1 pseudogene is annotated in these 210 nt (G+C 39.5%); it reads left to right on the top strand.

Features of this window, described 5'->3' with window-relative positions:
- Positions 1 to 38: 38 nt before the first annotated feature.
- Positions 39 to 210, top strand: a pseudogene (locus AAC854_RS24945) (IS982 family transposase); the annotation flags it as partial.

Below are 210 nucleotides of genomic sequence, written 5' to 3'. Positions count from 1 at the left end.
AAGTCGTCAAAAATAGAGAAATAAAGGAACAAAAGGCTATGTCACAGCAAGATTTTATCATTTGGGTGTTTTGTTGGGTAGATGACAATTTAATGCAGCTACAGCAAGGTATGCGATTCAGAAGCCGAGGGCTCCCACCTAAATTGAGTGATGCGGAAGTCATCACGATGGAAGTGATTGGTGAATTCTTAGGATTTTCAACAGATAAAG

The sequence above is a fragment of the Xenorhabdus entomophaga genome (assembly GCF_037996725.1).
GTDB classification, from domain to species: Bacteria; Pseudomonadota; Gammaproteobacteria; order Enterobacterales; family Enterobacteriaceae; genus Xenorhabdus; species Xenorhabdus khoisanae.
This window is presented reverse-complemented; position numbering and strand designations above follow the sequence as displayed.